Here is an 18,212-nt window from a genome sequence, read left to right as displayed (position 1 = left end):
TTCAGTTTCCTTGCCCTTCAAGAGAGAGGTCGTCGACGATGCGGTATTCGGCGCTGCGGGCGTGAGCGGTCAGCGACTCGCCACGGGCCAGCACGGAAGCGGTTTTGCCCAGTTCGGACGCGCCCTGCTCGGAGCAAAAGATGATCGAAGAGCGTTTCTGGAAGTCGTACACACCCAGCGGCGAGGAGAAGCGCGCAGTGCCGGAAGTCGGCAACACGTGGTTCGGACCTGCACAGTAGTCGCCCAAGGCTTCTGAAGTGTGACGACCCATGAAGATCGCGCCGGCGTGGCGGATCTGCGGCAACCAGGCTTGCGGATCGGCGACCGACAATTCCAGGTGTTCCGGGGCAATGCGGTTGGCCACTTCGATGGCCTGTTGCATGTCGCGGACCTGAATCAACGCACCACGGCCGTTGATCGAGGTCTCGATGATCTCGGCGCGCTCCATGGTCGGCAGCAGTTTGGCGATGCTCGCCGCGACCTTGTCGAGGAACGCCCCATCCGGGCTGACCAGGATCGCCTGGGCATCTTCATCGTGCTCGGCCTGGGAGAACAGGTCCATGGCGATCCAGTCCGGATCGGTCTGACCGTCGCAGACCACCAGGATCTCGGACGGACCGGCGATCATGTCGATACCGACCTGGCCGAATACGTGACGCTTGGCGGTGGCCACATAGATATTGCCGGGGCCGACCACCTTGTCGACCTTGGGCACGCTTTCGGTGCCGTACGCCAACGCGGCAACCGCCTGGGCGCCACCGATGGTGAACACCCGGTCGACACCGGAGATGCAGGCCGCGGCCAGCACCAGCTCATTGATTTCACCACGCGGGGTCGGCACCACCATGACCACTTCGGTCACGCCGGCAACCTTGGCCGGAATCGCGTTCATGAGCACCGATGACGGGTACGACGCTTTGCCGCCCGGTACGTACAGACCGGCGCGATCCAGCGGTGTGACCTTCTGGCCCAGCACCGTGCCGTCGGCTTCGGTGTAGCTCCAGGAGTCCTGTTTCTGTTTTTCGTGGTAGCTACGTACTCGGGCCGCAGCCTTTTCCAGGGCTTCGCGCTGGGGCACGGTGATCCGCGTCAGGGCCAGTTCCAGGCGTTCGCGAGGCAGGATCAGGTCCGCCATGGACGCGACTTCCAGGCTGTCGAACTTCTGGGTGAATTCCACCAGCGCCGCATCGCCGCGTTCGCGCACGGCCTTGATGATGTCCAGCACTCGCTGATTGACCGAGTCGTCAGACACACTTTCCCAGCTCAGCAGATGATCCAGATGATGCGCGAAATCCGGGTCAGCAGCGTTGAGTCGGCGAATTGCAGTCGGTGCGGTCATAGCGAGAGCCTCATAGGATTGGCAAAAACTCAGGCGCCCTAAGCTACTATCCAATCCGCTTGGGCACCTGAGAATTCTGGCTATGAGGCGGATAGACGGGCGCGACTCAAGGTCGCGCAGGTGAATCAGCCGCGGTGTCGAGACTCCACTGCCTTGCGCAGGGTGTCGATCAACGCCTGGATACGATCGTGCTGCATTTTCATCGAAGCTTTGTTGACGATCAGCCGGGAGCTGATGTCGGCAATGAAGTCCTGGGGTTCCAGGCCATTGGCGCGCAGGGTGTTGCCGGTATCGACCACGTCGATGATCTTGTCGGCCAGACCGATCAGCGGCGCCAGCTCCATCGAGCCATAGAGCTTGATGATGTCGACCTGACGGCCCTGTTCGGCGTAGTAGCGCTTGGCAACGTTGACGAACTTGGTGGCGATACGCAGACGACCTTTGGGCTCGACCGCGCCGACTTTACCGGCGGTCATCAGCTTGCACAGGGCAATTCGCAGGTCCAGGGGCTCGTAGAGGCCCTGGCCACCATATTCCATCAACACATCTTTACCGGCCACACCGAGGTCGGCGGCACCATGCTCGACGTAAGTCGGCACATCGGTGGCACGCACGATCAGCAAGCGCACATCGGCCTGGGTCGTGGGGATGATCAACTTGCGGCTCTTGTCCGGATTCTCGGTCGGCACAATGCCCGCTTCAGCCAGAAGCGGCAGGGTGTCGTCGAGGATGCGGCCCTTGGACAGTGCGATGGTCAACATGGGAAACGTAAGTCCTTATCAGGATACTCATGCCCGGTCGCAAACGGCGCCGGGCACACATCGAGGGTGCAACACCCTCGACTTGAAACGAAACCAGCGGGCGCTTCCCTGCGCCCATGCAGCAGAAACTAGCCCGGTACGCGGCGGATCTTCGCGCCGAGCATCTGCAGTTTCTCTTCGATGCACTCGTAACCACGATCTATGTGGTAGATGCGATCGATCAGCGTGTCGCCTTCGGCGATCAGTGCCGAGATGACCAGGCTGGCCGAAGCCCGCAGGTCGGTCGCCATGACTGGCGCGCCTTTGAGCTTTTCGGTGCCGGTAACGATCGCGGTGTTGCCTTCGACCTGGATCTTGGCGCCCATGCGGTGCAATTCATACACGTGCATGAAGCGGTTTTCGAAGATGGTCTCGATTACCGCGCCAGTGCCTTCGGCGATCGCGTTGAGCGAGATGAACTGCGCCTGCATGTCCGTCGGGAACGCCGGGTACGGAGCTGTACGGATATTAACGGCTTTTGGCCGCTTGCCGTGCATGTTCAGCTCGATCCAGTCTTCACCGCAGGTGATTTCGGCACCGGCTTCCTTGAGTTTTTCCAGTACGGCTTCAAGGATGGTCGGATCGGTATCCTTGACCTTCACGCGCCCGCCGGTCACGGCAGCAGCAACCAGGTAGGTCCCGGTTTCGATACGGTCAGGCATCACTTTGTAAGTGGTCGGGTGCAGACGCTCGACGCCATCGATGGTAATGGTGTCGGTGCCGGCGCCGGTGATCTTGGCGCCCATGGCGATCAGGAAGTTCGCCAGGTCAATGACTTCAGGCTCGCGAGCGGCATTTGCCAGAACGCTGCGGCCCTTGGCCAGAGCGGCGGCCATCATGATGTTTTCGGTACCGGTCACACTGACGGTATCGAAGAAGAAGTGCGCACCGCGCAAGCCGCCTTCAGGCGCCTTGGCCTTGATGTAGCCGCCTTCGACGTCAATGATTGCGCCCATGGCTTCGAGGCCACGGATGTGCAGGTCGACCGGACGCGAGCCAATGGCGCAACCGCCAGGCAGTGCGACTTCGGCTTCACCGAAACGGGCAACCATCGGGCCTAGCACCAGGATCGAGGCACGCATGGTTTTCACCAGTTCGTACGGTGCGATCAACGTCTTGATGGTGCGTGGATCGATTTCGACGCTGAGTTTTTCGTCGATCACCGGCTCAATGCCCATGCGACCGAACAGCTCGATCATGGTGGTGATGTCGTGCAGGTGCGGCAGGTTGGCGACCGTCACCGGGCCATCGCACAGCAAGGTTGCAGCCAGAATCGGCAGGGCTGAGTTCTTTGCCCCGGAGATGCGGATTTCGCCATCAAGACGAGCCCCGCCGGTAATAATCAATTTATCCATAAGAATCTCGTCGCCCTTGGGCTCAGGTGCGCTCGGCCCAGGCCGCGCTGCTGAAAAATTTCATAGTGACCGCGTGGATGCTGCCATCGGCGATCCATGGGTTCAAATGGGCATAGATGCTCTGCTGACGCTTGACCGGGCTCAAAGCCACCAGTTCGTCACTAATCACGTTCAGCTGAAAATTGCAGCCTTCGCCCTCAACTTCTACCTGCACTGATAAAAGAGTCTCGGACAGCTTTCCTTCAAGGAAGCTCTTCACTTCGTTGGCCTGCATGCTCAACCTCAATCGGCGCCCTGTGCGCGCGGGTCGGACATCATACAAAAAAGCCCCGCGCCTGCGAACCCCGCTAAGCAGGACTCTGACGGGGGGCCTCTCTATAGATGATAGTTAGGGATGCGCCAACAGCTCGGTCAAACCGCTGACCTGAGCAATTTCACGCATATCGTCGGGTAGCGCCCGGACGCTCAACGCCTTGCCGGCCGCTTGCGCATCACGCATGAAGGCCAGCAACAGCGACAGACCGACGCTGCTGGACTTCTGCACCGCCGAGCAATCGACAACCAGGGACTCTGCCGTACTGGCTTTGATCAAGGCCTGGCCTTCCTTGCGCAGATCGGGACCGCTGCGGTAATCCAGCACGCCACTGAGCAACAGCTCGCCAGCTGCGCCCATACGGACAGCCGACTCATTCATTGCACAGTCTTCTCGGTGGATTCTTCGGTCTTTTCCTTGGCTTTGGCGACTTCACCGGCCCAACTATCGATGGTCTTGTCCAGGTCGTTGCCATTGCGCTGCATGGCGTCAGCGAACTGATCACGGAACAGCTTGCCAATATTGATGCCGTTGATGATCACGTTGCGGACTTTCCATTCACCGTTGATTTTGGTCAAGGTGTAGGAAACCGGGTAGATCGAGCCGTTGTTGCCCTTGACCTGCATATCGACGCTGGTGCGGTCCTTGCCTTCTTCCTTGGCAGGGGAAACCGTGATGCCCTGGTTGTTGTATTCGAGCAAGGCGTTGCCATAGAACTGCATCAGGCTGCGCTTGAAGTTGTCCTGAAAACGCGCCATCTGGTCCGGCGTGGCTTTACGCGAATACTTGACCGTCATGATGCTGCGGGAAATGCCATCGGCATCGATCGCAGGGCCGACGATACCGTTCAAGGCATCGTAGAACGCACTCGGGCTGTGTTTGTACTTCTCTTTATTGGCAGCCAGATCGGCCAGCAACCGGGTAGTGGTGTCCTGTACCAGATCGTGCGCGGAAGGTGCAGCCACGGCGTTAGCCATCAACGGCAAGGCCGCGAGTAATACCAACAGGCCACGTCGTAAGATAGAGATCATGAAAAATTCCTCATTTGGCGTCTTTGCTAACGGTATTGAGCAGGAATTTACCGATCAGGTCTTCGAGCACCAGCGATGACTGGGTGTCATGGATGGTCGAACCATCCTTGAGCAGGGTCTCCTCCCCGCCCACGCTGAGACCGATGTACTTCTCACCCAACAGCCCAGAGGTCAGGATCGATGCAGTGGAGTCCGTCGGCAGATTATCTACCCGTTTTTCCAGTTGCAGCGTGACCCGACCGGTGAAACTGTCGCGATCCAGATCGATAGCCGTGACCTTGCCGATAGTCACACCGGCCATGGTCACTTTGGATCTGACCGTCAAACCGGCGATATTGTCGAAATACGCATAAAGTTTATAGCTGTCGGTGCTCGACGTCGGGGACAGACCACTGACCCGCAACGCAAGCAACAACAAAGCCAGGATGCCAGCCAGCAAGAAAAGGCCGACACCGATTTCCAGGGTGCGGTTTTGCATCAGAAATCTCCAAACATCAAGGCGGTCAAAATAAAGTCCAGGCCCAAAATGGCCAATGAGGCATACACCACGGTCTTGGTGGTGGCACGACTGATCCCCTCGGAGGTGGGCTCGCAGTCATAGCCTTGGAATACGGCAATCCAGGTCACTACAAAGGCAAAAACGATGCTTTTGATCACACCATTGAGCACATCGTCGCCGAACGTCACGCTATTTTGCATGTTCGACCAGTAAGAACCTTCATACACGCCCAGCCAGTCGACGGCCACCCAGGAGCCGCCCCAGATGCCTACCACGCTGAAAATCATCGCCAGCAACGGCAGGGAAATGAAACCGGCCCAGAGGCGTGGGGCAATGATGTACTTGAGCGGATCCACGCCAATCATTTCCAGACTGGAGAGCTGCTCGGTGGATTTCATGTTGCCGATTTCGGCGGTCAGGGCCGAACCGGCCCGCCCGGCGAACAGCAAGGCCGTGACCACCGGTCCCAACTCGCGCAGCAGGGTCAGCGCAACCATCTGCCCGACCGCCTGTTCCGAACCGTAGCCGGACAGGATATTGAAGCCTTGCAGCGCCAGAACCATGCCGATGAAAATCCCGGAGACCACAATGATCACCAGGGACATCACGCCGACCGCATGCAGTTGCTTGACCAGCAGGCCAAACCCGCCGCCGATGCTGCCGCGTCCGAGCAGCGCGTGAAACAGAAACAGCGCCGAACGCCCCAGCACCTCGACAATGTCGATGGCCGAGCGACCGAAGAGGCGAACCCTCTCAATCAGTGATTTCTTGCGCATCAGCGCTTCCCCAGAAGATCTGCGCGGTAATCCGGCGCCGTAAAGTGAAACGGGACCGGGCCATCCGGTTCGCCGGTCATGAATTGACGAATGCGTGGGTTGTCGGAGTTCATCAACTCTTCGGGAGTCCCCTGTCCCAACACCTGCTCATCGCCAACCACATACAGATAGTCGGCAATGCTCGCGGTCTCGGCCAGGTCGTGGGAAACCACGATACTGGTGATCCCCAGGGCATCGTTGAGCAAGCGGATCAGGCGCACCAGCACGCCCATGGCGATAGGGTCCTGACCGACAAAGGGCTCGTCGTACATAAGGATCTGCGGATCGAGGGCAATGGCTCGTGCCAGGGCGACGCGACGCTTCATGCCGCCCGACAATTCGTCCGGCATCAGATCGATGGCGCCACGCAGCCCAACCGCCTGCAATTTGAGCAAGACGATGTCGCGGATCATTTCATCCGGTAATTGGGTGTGAACGCGCAGCGGAAAGGCGACGTTCTCGAACACGTCCAGATCCGTGAACAGTGCGCCGCTTTGAAACAACACCCCCATTTGCTTGCGCGCATCGAACAGATCGCTGCGCGAAAGCTGCGGCAGGTTCTGGCCGTTGACCCAGACTTCGCCGCTGCTGGGCCGCAACTGCGCGCCCATCAGCCGCAGCAGTGTGGTTTTACCGCAGCCGGAAGGTCCCATGATGCCGGTGACCTTGCCCCGCGGTATGCGAATATCGATGTTATTGAAAATGCTGCGCGCACCGCGCTTGAAGGACAGCCCCTTCAGCTCGACCGCGTAGGCGTTATCGGCACTCATCTAAACTCCTTGCGATGCAGCCTCTCACTCGGACGCCTGGCTCCCTACCAAAAGCACATAGATCCTGGGCAGGCCGAACTGGCGGCGAACTATATCACTGCTGATGCAGAGCCCCCAAGGCCGAAGCCATGCCTGTTCAGCAACAAGACAGGCAAAAAGCGGCTTAATAGAGCGGTTCGGCAAAACCAGCCACACAAAGCCTGACGAACTTGCGTGAGGGAATCGATCATTACCGCTATAATCGCCGCCTTTTCATCAGGGTATTCGACTTCTGTCATGAGCCAATCCAGCGACCTGATTCAATCAGCACAACGCACCATCCGCCTCGAGCTTGAAGCCGTACAAGGCTTGCTGGCCCATATCGATGCAGATTTCGTACGCGCTTGCGAGATGATTCTGGCCAGCAAAGGCCGCATAGTAGTGGTGGGCATGGGTAAATCCGGGCACATCGGCAGCAAGATAGCCGCCACCCTGGCCAGCACCGGCACTACGGCATTTTTCGTCCACCCGGCTGAAGCCAGCCACGGTGACATGGGCATGATTACCCGGGATGACATCATCCTCGCGCTGTCCAACTCCGGCTCCACCAATGAAATCATCACACTATTGCCCCTGATCAAGCGCCTGGGCATTCAGTTGATCAGCATGACCGGCAACCCCGACTCAGCGCTGGCCAAGGCTGCCGAGGTCAATCTCAATGTCCATGTCGAGCACGAAGCCTGCCCGCTGAATCTGGCGCCGACCTCTTCGACCACCGCTGCGCTGGTGATGGGCGACGCACTGGCGGTCGCCCTGCTTGAAGCACGGGGCTTCACCGCCGAAGATTTCGCCTTTTCCCATCCGGGCGGCGCCCTGGGTCGTCGCTTGCTGCTGAAAGTGGAAAATGTCATGCACGCAGGGAAGGAACTGCCACACGTGCAGCGCGGCACCTTGCTCAAAGACGCCTTGATGGAAATGACTCGCAAAGGTCTGGGCATGACCGTGGTGCTCGAGGCCGACGGACGTCTGGCGGGGATTTTCACGGATGGTGACTTGCGCCGCACGCTGGACCGCACCATTGACATCCACAGCGCCACTATCGATGAAGTGATGACAGCTCACGGCAAGACCGCGCGCGCCGAAATGCTCGCAGCCGAAGCTTTGAAAATCATGGAAGACAATAAAATCAACGCCCTGGTGGTGGTCGATGCCGATGACCGGCCGGTTGGCGCCCTGAATATGCACGACTTGCTGCGTGCGGGAGTAATGTAATGAGCACCGATCTTTTGCAACGCGGCAAAAACATCAAACTGGCGGTTTTCGACGTCGACGGCGTGCTGACCGATGGCCGCCTGTACTTTCTCGAAGACGGCAGCGAGTTCAAGACGTTCAACACGCTCGACGGCCAGGGCATCAAAATGCTGATGGCAACGGGCGTGCAGACGGCTATTATCAGCGGCCGAAAAACCCCGGTGGTCGAGCGCCGGGCGAAAAATCTCGGAATCCCTCATTTATATCAGGGCCGCGAAGACAAACTGGTGGTACTCGACGAGCTTCTTGCTCAACTCAACCTAAGCTATGAACAAGTCGCCTACCTCGGTGACGACCTGCCCGACCTGCCGGTGATTCGTCGCGTAGGCCTGGGCATGGCAGTCGCCAGCGCTGCCAGCTTTGTCCGCGAACATGCACACGGCATTACCCAGGCCCGTGGCGGCGAAGGGGCTGCACGCGAATTTTGCGAGTTGATCCTGCGCGCCCAAGGCAATCTTGAAGCAGCCAACGCCGCTTACCTGTAGAGCCACCTATGCTGAGTAAAAAAGTTCGTAACATTTTGATGTTCGCAGCCATTGCCGCAGTGTTTGCGGCCGTGGGCTACTGGAACATCAGCCCGCAACGCTTCATGGAGCGGCCGACGGCGGTCGTCGATGCAACTGCCATTGACTACTACGCCCTCAACGCCCACAGCGTGCAGTTCCTGCCCGACGGCAAGTTGCAGTACGAAATGACTGCCGACAAAGTCGAACACCTGAAAGCAACCGACGTGACGTTGCTGACCAAACCCGACCTGAACCTGTATCGCGGCACGGCTTACCCCTGGCACGTCCAGAGTGAGCGTGGCGAGGTCAATCCTGGCGGCACCGAAGTCGAACTGATCGACTCGGTACGTATCGCACGTACCGACGAGAAAAACCGTGCGACGATTATTACCAGTAGTCGCATGACCGTATTCCCTCAGAAGCAATATGCGCAAACCGAGCAAGCCGTTAGAATCGACGGCGCTGGTGGCGTGTCGACTGGCAAGGGCATGAAAGCGTATTTGAAAGAGAGCAGGATACACCTGCTATCGAACGTAAGAGGACAGTATGAGTCTCGTTAAAACCCTCCCTATTTTGCTCAGCCTGAGCGCAGCACTGGGAAGCGCGAGCGCCTGGGCTCTGCCGACTGATAGCCAGCAACCAATCCGCATTCAGGCCGACGACGCCCAACTGGATGACAAGCAAGGCATTGCCACTTACAAGGGCGATGTGATCATCACCCAGGGTTCGATGAAGATCACCGGCAACACCGTGACCATCACCCGCGCAGCTTCGGGCGAGATCGACGTGGTCACCTCCGTCGGCAACCTGGCTTACTTCGAACAGCTGCAGAAGCCTGGCGATACCGAGCCGGTCAAGGCCTATGCCGTGACCATCCAGTACCACGCTTCGCAAGATCGCGTCGTGCTGATCGACAAGGCCAAAGTGATCAACGAAGGCAACACCACCGAAGGCGAAAAAATCGTCTACGACACCAAGCGCCAGGTTGCCAATGCCGGTCGCGCCACCGGCACTACGGTGACCGCGCCCCGTCCGCGGATCGATATGGTGATCCAGCCGAAGAAGAAAACCGACGAGCAAAAGGCCCCGTAATGGCAACTCTGAAAGCTCAGCATCTGGCCAAGAGCTACAAGAGCCGCCAGGTCGTGCGCGACGTCAGCCTGTCGATCGACAGCGGTCAGATCGTCGGCCTGCTCGGTCCGAACGGCGCCGGCAAGACCACCTGTTTCTACATGATCGTCGGCCTGGTCCAGGCCGATCAGGGTCGGGTATTGATCGATGATCTGGACGTCAGCCACCAACCGATGCACGGTCGCGCACGGGCCGGCATCGGTTATCTGCCGCAAGAAGCGTCGATCTTCCGCAAACTATCGGTCGCCGACAACATCATGGCCATCCTCGAGACCCGCAAGGAACTCGACAAGGCCGGGCGTCGCCAGGAGCTGGAAAGCCTGCTGCAGGAATTCCATATTCACCACATCCGCGACAACCTCGGCATGAGCCTGTCCGGTGGCGAACGTCGCCGAGTGGAAATCGCCCGCGCACTGGCTACCGCGCCGAAATTCATCCTGCTCGACGAACCTTTCGCCGGCGTAGACCCGATTTCGGTAGGCGATATCAAGCAGATCATTCATCACTTGAAGGCCAAGGGTATCGGCGTTCTGATCACCGACCACAACGTCCGTGAAACCCTGGATATCTGCGAGACTGCCTACATCGTCAACGACGGTCAACTGATCGCCGAAGGCGACTCCGAGACCATCCTGGCCAACGAACTGGTGAAGGAAGTCTATCTGGGGCATGAGTTCCGCCTGTAAGCATTGAGCGGTTTGGTTGACGCAGGCACCTCAAAAGCACTCTGGACGATTTCAGCTATCGTCAGAGCGCCGATGTCAATGAAACCTTGTTAATTTTTATTGTTACAGCGCTCTAGGCAAACACTGCAGTTTCAGGCATATAATTTGCTTATGTTTGGCGCTCCGGCGCCCTGTAGTGGATGGCGCATGCGCGCCGGCGAATAAGGTGTTAAGCCCCTGCCATGAAACCATCGCTAGTCTTGAGAATGGGCCAGCAGCTGACGATGACACCGCAGCTGCAACAGGCCATCCGCCTGCTCCAATTGTCGACCCTGGACCTGCAACAGGAAATCCAGGAGGCCCTGGAGTCCAATCCTATGCTCGAACGCCAGGAAGAAGGCGACGACTTCGATAACGCCGACCCTCTGGCCGACAACATCGAGCAGAAACCCAATGCCGATGTTCAGGAACCCTCCTATCAGGAAACCGCCCCGACGGTGGACAACCTCGAGGAAGGTGACTGGAACGAGCGCATTCCTAATGAACTGCCGGTCGACACCGCCTGGGAAGACGTTTACCAGACCAGCGCCAGCAGCCTGCCGAGCAACGATGACGACGAGTGGGATTTCACCACCCGTACATCCGCCGGCGAGAGCCTGCAGAGCCATTTGCTCTGGCAACTGAACCTGGCGCCGATGTCCGACACCGATCGCCTGATTGCCGTGACGCTGATCGATTGCATCAACAATCAGGGCTACCTGGACGAAACCCTCGAGGAGATTCTCGAAGCCTTCGATCCGGAGCTGGACATCGAACTGGACGAGATCGAGGCGGTCCTGCATCGCATCCAGCAATTCGAGCCGGCCGGTATCGGCGCGCGCAACCTGGGCGAGTGCCTGCTGCTGCAACTGCGTCAACTGCCAGCCAAGACCCCTTGGCTGGCCGAGGCCAAGCGCCTGGTCACGGACTTCATCGAACTGCTTGGCAGCCGCGATTACAGCCAGCTGATGCGCCGCATGAAGCTCAAGGAAGACGAACTGCGGCAGATCATCGAACTGGTGCAAAGCCTCAACCCGCGCCCTGGCTCGCAAATCGAGTCAACTGAAGCTGAATACGTCGTCCCCGACGTGATCGTGCGCAAGGACAACGAGCGCTGGCTGGTGGAACTGAATCAGGAGTCCGTGCCACGCCTGCGGGTCAACCCGCAGTACGCCGGTTTCGTCCGCCGCGCCGACACCAGCGCCGACAACACCTTCATGCGTAACCAGTTGCAGGAAGCGCGCTGGTTCATCAAAAGCCTGCAAAGCCGTAATGAAACCCTGATGAAAGTCGCTACCCAGATCGTCGAGCACCAGCGCGGCTTTCTCGAATACGGCGATGAAGCGATGAAACCGCTGGTCCTGCATGACATCGCCGAAGCAGTCGGCATGCACGAGTCGACGATTTCCCGGGTGACTACCCAGAAATTCATGCATACCCCGCGCGGTATCTACGAACTGAAATACTTTTTCTCCAGCCACGTCAGCACCTCCGAAGGCGGTGAATGCTCGTCCACAGCGATTCGCGCGATCATCAAAAAACTGGTTGCCGCGGAAAATCAGAAAAAGCCGTTGAGTGACAGCAAGATCGCTGGTTTACTGGAGGCACAAGGCATTCAGGTAGCCCGCCGCACCGTCGCCAAGTACCGCGAATCCCTTGGAATCGCGCCTTCGAGCGAACGCAAGCGGTTGATGTAACGGGCCACGCCACAGCGTTCCAGGGTGTGTTCTGAAGCTCAGTGAGTTTTCGGACACAGCCTAGTGGCAGGCAAGCCAGCCTGCCGCCTTATGCACTGGCAACGAAGGAGAAGCTGTATGCAAGTCAACATCAGTGGACACCAATTGGAAGTGACCGAACCCCTGCGCACCTACATCGGCGAAAAACTCGACCGACTGGAAAGGCACTTCGACAAGATCACCAACGTGCAAGTCACGATGACGGTCGAAAAGCTGAAGCAGAAAATCGAAGCCACCTTGCATATCCACGGCGGTGAAGTGGTCGCTAACGCAGAACATGACGACATGTATGCTGCGATCGACCTGCTCACCGACAAACTGGATCGCCAACTCAAAAAGCATAAGGAAAAGACCCAGAGCCTCCTCCAGGGCGCAACAGGTCGTTAACACTCCCAACCCATGATCCGACTTGAAAATATCCTGACCCCCGGCCGTTCTTTGGTGAACGTGCCGGGCGGCAGTAAAAAGCGCGCACTCGAGCAAATTGCCAACCTTATCCACCGCGAAGTGCCGGATCTGGAGATGCAAGATGTATTCGAGAGTCTGATTGCCCGTGAAAAACTCGGTTCCACCGGTTTTGGCAACGGCATCGCCATCCCCCACTGCCGCCTCAAAGGTTGCACCTCGCCCATCAGTGCCTTGATGCACCTGGACGCCCCCATAGATTTCGACGCCATCGATGGCGCCCCGGTCGACCTGCTGTTTGTCCTGCTGGTGCCGGAAGCCGCTACCGATGCGCACCTGGAACTGCTTCGGCAGATAGCCAGCATGCTTGACCGCAAGGAAGTGCGCGAAAAACTTCGCAGCGCCTTAACCAATGAAGCCCTGTACCAGGTTGTCCTGGATGAGCAGAACGGTAGTTAATCATGCGCTTGATCATCGTCAGCGGCCGGTCCGGCTCGGGTAAAAGCACCGCCCTCGATGTACTAGAGGACAGTGGCTATTACTGCATCGATAACCTGCCGGCCGGGCTGCTTCCGGAGTTGGCCGAGCGCGCGTTGATTCACACGGAACTGGCGCAGCCGCTGGTCGCCGTCTCGATCGATGCGCGCAACCTGCCCAGTCACCTGACACGCTTCCCGCAATTGCTCGAAGAAGTGCGCAGCCGACACATCCAATGCGATGTGCTGTATCTGGACGCCGACGAAGAAACCCTGCTCAAGCGCTTTTCGGAAACCCGTCGGCGCCACCCGCTGAGCAATGCCCAGCGCTCGCTGGCCGAAGCCATTCGCGATGAAACCAATCTGCTGGGGCCGATTGCCGACCTTGCAGACCTGAAGGTCAACACCACCAACCTGAACCTGTATCAACTGCGTGACACCATCAAGCTGCGCCTGTTGAACCAGCCGGAGCCGGGGACGGCGTTTCTGGTCGAGTCCTTTGGCTTCAAGCGTGGCATGCCGGTCGATGCCGACCTGGTGTTCGACGTGCGTTGCCTGCCCAATCCCTACTGGAAACCCGAACTACGCGAGCAATCCGGGCTGGATCAGCCGGTAGCCGAGTATCTGGCCGCGCAACCGGATGTTGAAGAAATGTTCCAGGATATCTCTACGTACCTGATGAAGTGGCTGCCTCGTTTCGCCGCCAGCAACCGTGCCTACGTCACCATCGCCATTGGCTGCACCGGCGGGCATCACCGCTCCGTCTACCTGACCGAACGTCTGGGCCAGGTCCTGCAAAAATCCCTGAAGAATGTCCAGGTTCGCCACCGCGACCTTAGCTAAAGGATCCACACCGCGATGCCCGCTCTGGAAATTGAAATCATCAACAAGTTGGGCCTGCATGCCCGGGCGTCTGCCAAATTCGTAGGAGTCGCCGGTCAGTTCAAGGATTGCACGATCAGAGTAGGACGCACACCCGAATCCACGGTCGACGGCAAAAGCATCATGGCCATGATGATGCTGGCTGCTGGCAAAGGCACCAAAATCCATCTGGCCACTGAAGGCGAGCAAGAACAGGAAGCGCTGGATGCACTGGTCGATCTGATCAACCGCTACTTTGACGAAGGCGAGTAGTACACAATCTGTGTTCAGAGGGCTTTTTGTGGCGAGGGAGCTTGCTCCCGCCGACCGGTCCGCGCTCGGGCACAGCAGTCGTGAAATCAGTGAATGCGGTGTCCACATCGATAACCGGTCGCCCCTGTTGATAGGCCTGCTTGGCGATCTCTGCTGCCTTTTGGTAACCAATGATCGGATTGAGGGCGGTGTGAGAATCAAAACAAGCCTGAACAAAATCAAAAGATCGCAGCCTGCGGCAGCTCCTACATGAGCCGGGACCGACACACATCCGGTGTGAACGCCAATCCGTAGGAGCTGTCGAGCGAAGCGAGGCTGCGATCTTTTCCGGCTCACCTCAATTCCCCCCCCCACACACAAAAAAAAAAAGCGCGTCACCCACTGGGTGACACGCCTTCCTTTTGAAGCTGTAGCCGTTTAGCTACCGGCGACCGTCATCCGCTCGATCAACACCGAGCCCGTACGAATATTGCTACGCATCTCCAGGTCATTACCGACCGCGATAATCTGCTGGAACATGTCGCGCATGTTGCCGGCGATGGTCACTTCCTGCACGGAAAACTGGATCTCGCCGTTCTCTACCCAGTACCCTGCCGCACCACGGGAATAGTCACCCGTCACCATGTTCAAGCCCTGGCCCATCAATTCGGTGACAAACAACCCACGCCCCATGCGACGCAGCAAGGCGGTCTGGTCCTCGTCGCCGTGGGTGACGAACAGGTTGTGCACGCCGCCGGCGTTGGCGGTGCTTGGCATGCCCAGCTTTCGACCGGAGTACGTGCCCAGCACGTAAGACACCAAATGGCCATTCTCGACGAAAGGCTTGGCGTAAGTCGCCAGACCGTCGCCATCGAACGCCGAACTGGCCAGACCACGCATCAAGTGCGGGCGTTCATCCAGGGTCAGCCACTCAGGAAACAACCGCTGCCCCAGCGTGCCTTCGAGGAACGACGACTTACGGTACAGGTTGCCACCGGAAATTGCCCCAAGGAAACTGCCGAACAGCCCTCCGGCCAATTCTGCTGAAAACAGCACTGGCACCTCGCAGGTCGGGACCGGACGCGCGCCCAGACGGCTGGCCGCTCGTTGCGCGGCTCGCTGGCCGATGCTGACCGGATCAGCCAGCAGTTCGCCCTGGCGATTCACGTCATACCAGTAATCGCGCTGCATCTGACCGTCGGCTTCGGCAATCATCACGCAACTCAGGCTGTGCCGGGTCGACGCATAACCGCCGACAAACCCATGGCTGTTGCCATACACCCGGCAGCCCTGATGGGTACTCAGGGTAGTGCCATCGGCGTTCTTGATCCGGCTGTCGGTGGCAAACGCCGCCGCCTCACAGGTCAAAGCCTGCTCGATGGCTTGTTCCGGGGTAATGTCCCAGGCGTGGAACAGGTCAAAGTCCTGCACGTCCTTGGCCATCAAGGCGGCATCGGCCAGCCCTGCGCACTCGTCTTCCGAGGTATGTTTGGCGATGGCCAGTGCAGCGGCGACAGTTTCGCGAATCGCCTCCGGACCGCTGGCCGAAGTGCTGGCCGAGCCTTTGCGCTGGCCAACATACAAGGTGATGCCAAAGCCCTGGTCACGGTTGAACTCAACGGTTTCGACTTCCCGCTGGCGAACCGTCGTCGACAGACCCTGCTCCAGAGACACCGCGACTTCGCAGGCGCTGGCGCCTTGGCGCTTGGCTTCAGCGATGATCTGCTCGACTTGTTCCTGCAGTGCCGGCAAAGCTTGTGGGCCGACGCTTTCTGCTGCACTCATGGTTTTCTCCACTCAAATTCTGCTTTCGGTTAAGGCCTTCGAGCGACCGGGCCGGACAAGCGGCCCCCGACTGGTTATCATGGCGGCGTTTCTTTGCGGACTGCCACCATGGTTGATTCTTACGACGACTCCCTCGATGGGGAGAAAAGCAAATCCCAGGTCAAACGCGAGCTGCATGCTCTGGTTGACCTCGGCGAGCGCCTTACAACACTCAAGCCTGACTTGCTGGCAAAACTGCCATTGACCGACGCCCTGCGCCGGGCTCTGCACGATGCGCCGAAGCACACCGCGAATATCGCGCGCAAACGGCACCTCATGTTCATCGGCAAACTGATGCGCGATCAGGACACTGACGCCATTCTGGTCTTGCTCGATCAACTCGATGCCTCCACTCGCCAGTACAACGAACGTTTCCACGGCCTGGAACGCTGGCGCGATCGTTTGATCGCGGGCGATGACGGCGTCCTGGAGAAATTCGTCGTCGATTACCCGGACGCGGATCGCCAGCAACTGCGCTCCCTGATCCGTCAGGCCCAGCATGAGCTTGCGCAAAACAAGCCACCTGCTGCCAGCCGAAAAATCTTCAAGTACATCCGTGAGCTGGACGAAACTCAACGCGGTCTGCGTTAGTCTTCGCCCTCGGGTGGGTTGCACCGCGTTGCGGTTCGCCCACCCAAGGCTCCACTTCACCCGCCCGTGCCACCCACGGTGATCGCGTCGATTTTCAAGGTTGGCTGGCCGACACCCACCGGCACCGACTGCCCATCCTTGCCGCATGTCCCTACCCCGCTGTCCAGCGCCAGGTCGTTACCGACCATCGACACCCTGCTCATGGCTTCCGGCCCGTTACCGATCAAGGTTGCACCTTTGACCGGCGCGGTGATCTTGCCGTCTTCGATCAGATAGGCCTCGCTGGTGGAGAACACGAATTTACCGCTGGTGATGTCCACCTGACCGCCGCCGAGGTTGGCGCAGTAGATGCCCCTCTTCACCGAGGCGATGATTTCGGCTGGATCACTTTCGCCAGCGAGCATGTAGGTGTTGGTCATCCGCGGCATCGGCAGATGCGCATAAGACTCGCGACGACCGTTGCCGGTGCGGGCCACGCCCATCAGGCGGGCATTGAGCTTGTCCTGCATATAGCCTTTGAGCACGCCATTTTCGATCAGCGTGGTGCACTCGGTTGGAGTGCCCTCGTCGTCGATGCTCAAGGAGCCACGGCGACCGGCCAGCGTGCCGTCGTCGACGATGGTGCAGAGTCTGGAAGCAACCATTTCACCCATGCGGCCGCTGTAAGCCGAGGCGCCTTTACGGTTGAAGTCGCCTTCCAGACCGTGACCTACCGCTTCATGCAACAGCACGCCAGACCAGCCGGAACCGAGCACCACCGGCAACGTACCGGCCGGTGCCGGAATCGCTTCGAGGTTGACCAGCGCCTGGCGCAGCGCTTCACGGGCATAGCCCATGGCGCGGTCCTCGCCGAGGAAATAACGGTAATCGGTACGGCCGCCGCCGCCATGACCACCGCGTTCGCGGCGACCGTTCTGTTCGACGATCACGCTGACATTGAAGCGCACCAACGGCCGCACATCCGCCGCCAGACCGCCGTCGGTGGATGCCACGAGGATCCGTTCCCAGACGCCGGCCATGCTCACGGTCACTTGCTGGATACGCGGATCGAGGGCGCGGGTCGCCACGTCGATGCGTTTGAGCAGGTCGACTTTCTCGGCGCGCGTCATCACCTCCAGCGGATTGTCAGGCCCGTACAACTGCGCAACATCCTGAGTGGTGAACGCCTGCACCGTGCCGTTCTGCCCGGCCCGGGAGATCGAACGCGCCGCGCGAGCCGCCGCGCCGAGGGCTTCAAGGGTGATAGCGTTGCTGTAGGCAAAACCGGTCTTCTCGCCCGATTGCGCACGCACGCCAACCCCTTGGTCGAGATGGAAACTGCCTTCCTTGACGATGCCATCTTCCAGCGCCCAGGACTCGGAAATCTGTCCCTGGAAATACAGGTCGGCGGCATCGATGCCCGGTCCGGCCAAGTCACCAAGCACTGCTTGCAGGCTTTCGATGGTCACGCCGCCGGGTGCTAAAAGGTGTTCACTGACGGAGGTCAACAACTCGCTCATATGTTTTACGCCTTA

23 protein-coding genes and 1 pseudogene are annotated in these 18,212 nt (G+C 59.1%); 11 read left to right on the top strand and 13 right to left on the bottom strand.

Annotated features, from left to right (window positions below):
* Window position 1: 1 nt before the first annotated feature.
* From hisD to AC3IUA_RS05155, 10 genes are all read right to left on the bottom strand, one after another.
* On the bottom strand, window positions 2–1,339 hold the full coding sequence (gene hisD / locus AC3IUA_RS05200; RefSeq protein ID WP_489359437.1) for a histidinol dehydrogenase: 1,338 nt from the start codon (window positions 1,337–1,339) through the stop codon (window positions 2–4).
* 125 nt (window positions 1,340–1,464) lie between these two features.
* Window positions 1,465–2,100 (bottom strand): ATP phosphoribosyltransferase, encoded by a 636-nt coding sequence (gene hisG, locus AC3IUA_RS05195; RefSeq protein WP_489359436.1) that lies wholly within the window; start codon window positions 2,098–2,100, stop codon window positions 1,465–1,467.
* Between the two features lie 128 nt (window positions 2,101–2,228).
* Complete coding sequence (murA, locus tag AC3IUA_RS05190; protein WP_150805871.1) at window positions 2,229–3,494, bottom strand: UDP-N-acetylglucosamine 1-carboxyvinyltransferase; 1,266 nt, start codon at window positions 3,492–3,494, stop codon at window positions 2,229–2,231.
* A gap of 22 nt (window positions 3,495–3,516) precedes the next feature.
* A complete protein-coding gene (locus AC3IUA_RS05185; protein ID WP_095077854.1) occupies window positions 3,517–3,768 on the bottom strand; it encodes a BolA family protein in 252 nt (83 codons plus the stop codon).
* Window positions 3,769–3,882: 114 nt separating this feature from the next.
* A complete protein-coding gene (locus AC3IUA_RS05180) occupies window positions 3,883–4,188 on the bottom strand; it encodes an STAS domain-containing protein (protein ID WP_489359435.1) in 306 nt (101 codons plus the stop codon).
* Window positions 4,185–4,838 (bottom strand): MlaC/ttg2D family ABC transporter substrate-binding protein, encoded by a 654-nt coding sequence (locus AC3IUA_RS05175; protein WP_489359434.1) that lies wholly within the window; start codon window positions 4,836–4,838, stop codon window positions 4,185–4,187. Before AC3IUA_RS05175 ends, AC3IUA_RS05180 begins: the two co-directional genes overlap by 4 nt.
* A gap of 10 nt (window positions 4,839–4,848) precedes the next feature.
* Window positions 4,849–5,316, bottom strand: a complete 468-nt coding sequence (gene mlaD, locus AC3IUA_RS05170; protein WP_489359433.1) for an outer membrane lipid asymmetry maintenance protein MlaD — start codon at window positions 5,314–5,316, stop codon at window positions 4,849–4,851.
* The gene (mlaE, locus tag AC3IUA_RS05165; protein WP_489359432.1) at window positions 5,316–6,113 is read right to left on the bottom strand and encodes a lipid asymmetry maintenance ABC transporter permease subunit MlaE; all 798 of its coding nucleotides are present in this window, start codon (window positions 6,111–6,113) and stop codon (window positions 5,316–5,318) included. The genes mlaD and mlaE overlap by 1 nt, the downstream gene beginning before the upstream one ends.
* Window positions 6,113–6,922 (bottom strand): ATP-binding cassette domain-containing protein, encoded by an 810-nt coding sequence (locus AC3IUA_RS05160; protein ID WP_489359431.1) that lies wholly within the window; start codon window positions 6,920–6,922, stop codon window positions 6,113–6,115. The genes mlaE and AC3IUA_RS05160 overlap by 1 nt, the downstream gene beginning before the upstream one ends.
* A gap of 89 nt (window positions 6,923–7,011) precedes the next feature.
* On the bottom strand, window positions 7,012–7,200 hold the full coding sequence (locus AC3IUA_RS05155) for a hypothetical protein (protein ID WP_489359430.1): 189 nt from the start codon (window positions 7,198–7,200) through the stop codon (window positions 7,012–7,014).
* On the opposite strand from AC3IUA_RS05155, the gene AC3IUA_RS05150 reads away from it, so the two are divergent.
* The 10 genes from AC3IUA_RS05150 to AC3IUA_RS05105 all read left to right on the top strand — a co-directional run bounded on the left by AC3IUA_RS05150 (window position 7,199) and on the right by AC3IUA_RS05105 (window position 14,304).
* Window positions 7,199–8,173 carry a KpsF/GutQ family sugar-phosphate isomerase gene (locus AC3IUA_RS05150; RefSeq protein ID WP_489359428.1) on the top strand — a complete coding sequence of 325 codons (975 nt, stop codon included), beginning with the start codon at window positions 7,199–7,201 and terminating at the stop codon, window positions 8,171–8,173. The two genes, AC3IUA_RS05155 and AC3IUA_RS05150, sit on opposite strands and share 2 nt — an antisense overlap.
* Entirely contained in the window at window positions 8,173–8,697 is a 525-nt protein-coding gene (locus tag AC3IUA_RS05145) for a KdsC family phosphatase (protein WP_150805862.1), read from the top strand. Before AC3IUA_RS05150 ends, AC3IUA_RS05145 begins: the two co-directional genes overlap by 1 nt.
* Before the next feature lie 8 nt (window positions 8,698–8,705).
* Window positions 8,706–9,278, top strand: a complete 573-nt coding sequence (lptC, locus tag AC3IUA_RS05140; RefSeq protein WP_489359427.1) for an LPS export ABC transporter periplasmic protein LptC — start codon at window positions 8,706–8,708, stop codon at window positions 9,276–9,278.
* Window positions 9,265–9,810 carry a lipopolysaccharide transport periplasmic protein LptA gene (gene lptA, locus AC3IUA_RS05135; RefSeq protein ID WP_489359426.1) on the top strand — a complete coding sequence of 182 codons (546 nt, stop codon included), beginning with the start codon at window positions 9,265–9,267 and terminating at the stop codon, window positions 9,808–9,810. The genes lptC and lptA overlap by 14 nt, the downstream gene beginning before the upstream one ends.
* Window positions 9,810–10,535, top strand: coding sequence for an LPS export ABC transporter ATP-binding protein (gene lptB / locus AC3IUA_RS05130; protein ID WP_489359425.1), 726 nt, complete (start codon window positions 9,810–9,812; stop codon window positions 10,533–10,535). Before lptA ends, lptB begins: the two co-directional genes overlap by 1 nt.
* A 221-nt stretch (window positions 10,536–10,756) precedes the next feature.
* Window positions 10,757–12,250 carry an RNA polymerase factor sigma-54 gene (locus tag AC3IUA_RS05125; RefSeq protein ID WP_489359424.1) on the top strand — a complete coding sequence of 498 codons (1,494 nt, stop codon included), beginning with the start codon at window positions 10,757–10,759 and terminating at the stop codon, window positions 12,248–12,250.
* 117 nt (window positions 12,251–12,367) lie between these two features.
* Entirely contained in the window at window positions 12,368–12,676 is a 309-nt protein-coding gene (hpf, locus tag AC3IUA_RS05120; protein ID WP_489359423.1) for a ribosome hibernation-promoting factor, HPF/YfiA family, read from the top strand.
* A gap of 12 nt (window positions 12,677–12,688) precedes the next feature.
* Window positions 12,689–13,153, top strand: a complete 465-nt coding sequence (gene ptsN, locus AC3IUA_RS05115; protein WP_489359422.1) for a PTS IIA-like nitrogen regulatory protein PtsN — start codon at window positions 12,689–12,691, stop codon at window positions 13,151–13,153.
* A 2-nt stretch (window positions 13,154–13,155) separates the two neighbouring features.
* Entirely contained in the window at window positions 13,156–14,013 is an 858-nt protein-coding gene (rapZ, locus tag AC3IUA_RS05110) for an RNase adapter RapZ (protein ID WP_489359421.1), read from the top strand.
* A gap of 15 nt (window positions 14,014–14,028) precedes the next feature.
* Complete coding sequence (locus AC3IUA_RS05105; RefSeq protein ID WP_489359419.1) at window positions 14,029–14,304, top strand: HPr family phosphocarrier protein; 276 nt, start codon at window positions 14,029–14,031, stop codon at window positions 14,302–14,304.
* Window positions 14,305–14,350: 46 nt separating this feature from the next.
* Here AC3IUA_RS05105 and aspA read toward each other — a convergent pair.
* Both aspA and pmbA read right to left on the bottom strand, forming a co-directional pair.
* Window positions 14,351–14,494 (bottom strand): annotated as a pseudogene (gene aspA / locus AC3IUA_RS05100) (aspartate ammonia-lyase); the annotation flags it as partial.
* 227 nt (window positions 14,495–14,721) lie between these two features.
* Entirely contained in the window at window positions 14,722–16,068 is a 1,347-nt protein-coding gene (gene pmbA, locus AC3IUA_RS05095) for a metalloprotease PmbA (protein ID WP_489359418.1), read from the bottom strand.
* Window positions 16,069–16,176: 108 nt separating this feature from the next.
* On the opposite strand from pmbA, the gene yjgA reads away from it, so the two are divergent.
* The gene (gene yjgA, locus AC3IUA_RS05090; protein ID WP_489359417.1) at window positions 16,177–16,698 is read left to right on the top strand and encodes a ribosome biogenesis factor YjgA; all 522 of its coding nucleotides are present in this window, start codon (window positions 16,177–16,179) and stop codon (window positions 16,696–16,698) included.
* Window positions 16,699–16,754: 56 nt separating this feature from the next.
* On the opposite strand, the gene tldD is transcribed toward yjgA, so the two are convergent.
* Window positions 16,755–18,197 (bottom strand): metalloprotease TldD, encoded by a 1,443-nt coding sequence (gene tldD, locus AC3IUA_RS05085; RefSeq protein WP_489359416.1) that lies wholly within the window; start codon window positions 18,195–18,197, stop codon window positions 16,755–16,757.
* Between the last annotated feature and the right edge of the window lie 15 nt (window positions 18,198–18,212).

It is taken from the genome of Pseudomonas sp. KH_050 (assembly GCF_057838875.1).
The sequence above is the reverse complement of the archived record's forward strand: the minus strand, read 5'-3'. Positions and strand labels throughout refer to the sequence as shown.

What these genes read in the sequence shown, in the direction of transcription:
- AC3IUA_RS05150 (WP_489359428.1), top strand. Translation starts at nt 7,199, where the DNA reads ATGAGCCAATCCAGCGACCTGATTCAATCAGCACAACGCACCATCCGC.
- mlaE (WP_489359432.1), bottom strand. Translation starts at nt 6,113, where the DNA reads ATGCGCAAGAAATCACTGATTGAGAGGGTTCGCCTCTTCGGTCGCTCG.
- AC3IUA_RS05105 (WP_489359419.1), top strand. Translation starts at nt 14,029, where the DNA reads ATGCCCGCTCTGGAAATTGAAATCATCAACAAGTTGGGCCTGCATGCC.
- AC3IUA_RS05125 (WP_489359424.1), top strand. Translation starts at nt 10,757, where the DNA reads ATGAAACCATCGCTAGTCTTGAGAATGGGCCAGCAGCTGACGATGACA.
- AC3IUA_RS05160 (WP_489359431.1), bottom strand. Translation starts at nt 6,922, where the DNA reads ATGAGTGCCGATAACGCCTACGCGGTCGAGCTGAAGGGGCTGTCCTTC.
- lptB (WP_489359425.1), top strand. Translation starts at nt 9,810, where the DNA reads ATGGCAACTCTGAAAGCTCAGCATCTGGCCAAGAGCTACAAGAGCCGC.
- ptsN (WP_489359422.1), top strand. Translation starts at nt 12,689, where the DNA reads ATGATCCGACTTGAAAATATCCTGACCCCCGGCCGTTCTTTGGTGAAC.
- AC3IUA_RS05155 (WP_489359430.1), bottom strand. Translation starts at nt 7,200, where the DNA reads ATGACAGAAGTCGAATACCCTGATGAAAAGGCGGCGATTATAGCGGTA.
- lptA (WP_489359426.1), top strand. Translation starts at nt 9,265, where the DNA reads ATGAGTCTCGTTAAAACCCTCCCTATTTTGCTCAGCCTGAGCGCAGCA.
- pmbA (WP_489359418.1), bottom strand. Translation starts at nt 16,068, where the DNA reads ATGAGTGCAGCAGAAAGCGTCGGCCCACAAGCTTTGCCGGCACTGCAG.
- mlaD (WP_489359433.1), bottom strand. Translation starts at nt 5,316, where the DNA reads ATGCAAAACCGCACCCTGGAAATCGGTGTCGGCCTTTTCTTGCTGGCT.
- tldD (WP_489359416.1), bottom strand. Translation starts at nt 18,197, where the DNA reads ATGAGCGAGTTGTTGACCTCCGTCAGTGAACACCTTTTAGCACCCGGC.
- hisG (WP_489359436.1), bottom strand. Translation starts at nt 2,100, where the DNA reads ATGTTGACCATCGCACTGTCCAAGGGCCGCATCCTCGACGACACCCTG.
- hisD (WP_489359437.1), bottom strand. Translation starts at nt 1,339, where the DNA reads ATGACCGCACCGACTGCAATTCGCCGACTCAACGCTGCTGACCCGGAT.
- yjgA (WP_489359417.1), top strand. Translation starts at nt 16,177, where the DNA reads ATGGTTGATTCTTACGACGACTCCCTCGATGGGGAGAAAAGCAAATCC.
- AC3IUA_RS05175 (WP_489359434.1), bottom strand. Translation starts at nt 4,838, where the DNA reads ATGATCTCTATCTTACGACGTGGCCTGTTGGTATTACTCGCGGCCTTG.
- rapZ (WP_489359421.1), top strand. Translation starts at nt 13,156, where the DNA reads ATGCGCTTGATCATCGTCAGCGGCCGGTCCGGCTCGGGTAAAAGCACC.
- lptC (WP_489359427.1), top strand. Translation starts at nt 8,706, where the DNA reads ATGCTGAGTAAAAAAGTTCGTAACATTTTGATGTTCGCAGCCATTGCC.
- murA (WP_150805871.1), bottom strand. Translation starts at nt 3,494, where the DNA reads ATGGATAAATTGATTATTACCGGCGGGGCTCGTCTTGATGGCGAAATC.
- hpf (WP_489359423.1), top strand. Translation starts at nt 12,368, where the DNA reads ATGCAAGTCAACATCAGTGGACACCAATTGGAAGTGACCGAACCCCTG.
- AC3IUA_RS05145 (WP_150805862.1), top strand. Translation starts at nt 8,173, where the DNA reads ATGAGCACCGATCTTTTGCAACGCGGCAAAAACATCAAACTGGCGGTT.
- AC3IUA_RS05180 (WP_489359435.1), bottom strand. Translation starts at nt 4,188, where the DNA reads ATGAATGAGTCGGCTGTCCGTATGGGCGCAGCTGGCGAGCTGTTGCTC.
- AC3IUA_RS05185 (WP_095077854.1), bottom strand. Translation starts at nt 3,768, where the DNA reads ATGCAGGCCAACGAAGTGAAGAGCTTCCTTGAAGGAAAGCTGTCCGAG.